Genomic DNA, 1,321 nt, shown 5'->3' with positions numbered 1-1,321 from the left:
ATCTGGCTAGAGGCTTTTCTTGGCAGTGTGAAATCAGGAACTTCGCTACTATATTTCGCTCCCCATCACAGCTTGAGCTTACGCCAGGCGGATTTGCCTACCTGACACTCTCACTGCTTGGGCGCACACATCCAGTGGTGCGCATTCCCTATCCTACTGCGTCCCCCCATCGCTCATAACGATCATGAGGTGGTACAGGAATATCAACCTGTTGTCCATCGCCTACGCCTTTCGGCCTCGGCTTAGGTCCCGACTAACCCTGAGAGGACGAGCCTTCCTCAGGAAACCTTAGGCATTCGGTGAAAGAGATTCTCACTCTTTTTTCGCTACTCATACCGGCATTCTCACTTCTAAGCGCTCCACCAGTCCTCACGGTCTGACTTCACAGCACTTAGAACGCTCTCCTACCATTGTTCGTAAGAACAATCCGCAGCTTCGGTGATACGTTTAGCCCCGGTATATTTTCGGCGCAGAGTCACTCGACCAGTGAGCTATTACGCACTCTTTAAATGGTGGCTGCTTCTAAGCCAACATCCTGGTTGTCTGTGCAACTCCACATCCTTTTCCACTTAACGTATACTTTGGGACCTTAGCTGGCGGTCTGGGCTGTTTCCCTTTCGTCTATGAACCTTATCACCCATAGACTGACTCCCAAGGTAAAGTAGTTGGCATTCGGAGTTTGACTGAATTCGGTAACCCGATGAGGGCCCCTAGTCCAATCAGTGCTCTACCTCCAATACTCATCCCTTGAGGCTAGCCCTAAAGCTATTTCGGAGAGAACCAGCTATCTCCGTGTTCGATTGGCATTTCACCCCTACCCACACCTCATCCCCGCATTTTTCAACATACGTGGGTTCGGGCCTCCAGTCAGTGTTACCTGACCTTCACCCTGGACATGGGTAGATCACACGGTTTCGGGTCTACGACCGCATACTAATTCGCCCTATTCAGACTCGCTTTCGCTACGGCTCCGTGTCTTCCACTTAACCTCGCATACAATCGTAACTCGCCGGTCCATTCTACAAAAGGTACGCCGTCACCCATTAACGGGCTCCGACTACTTGTAGGCACACGGTTTCAGGTTCTCTTTCACTCCCCTCCCGGGGTGCTTTTCACCTTTCCCTCACGGTACTGGTTCACTATCGGTCACTAGGTAGTATTTAGCCTTGGGAGATGGTCCTCCCGGATTCCGACGGAATTTCACGTGTTCCGCCGTACTCAGGATACACTCCGGAGAGAATTCTTTTTCGATTACAGGGCTGTTACCTTCTACGGCTTACCTTTCCAGGTAGCTTCATCTAAAGAATTCCTTTGTAACTCC

At 50.9% G+C, this 1,321-nt stretch carries 1 rRNA gene; it reads right to left on the bottom strand.

Annotated elements, in window-relative coordinates:
• Positions 1-1,321, bottom strand: a 23S ribosomal RNA gene (locus ACFO5K_RS09955); the annotation flags it as partial.

Origin of the sequence: Nocardia halotolerans, assembly GCF_042650145.1 — a bacterium.
Taxonomy (GTDB): Bacteria; Actinomycetota; Actinomycetes; order Mycobacteriales; family Mycobacteriaceae; genus Nocardia; species Nocardia halotolerans.
The sequence above is the reverse complement of the archived record's forward strand: the minus strand, read 5'-3'. Positions and strand labels throughout refer to the sequence as shown.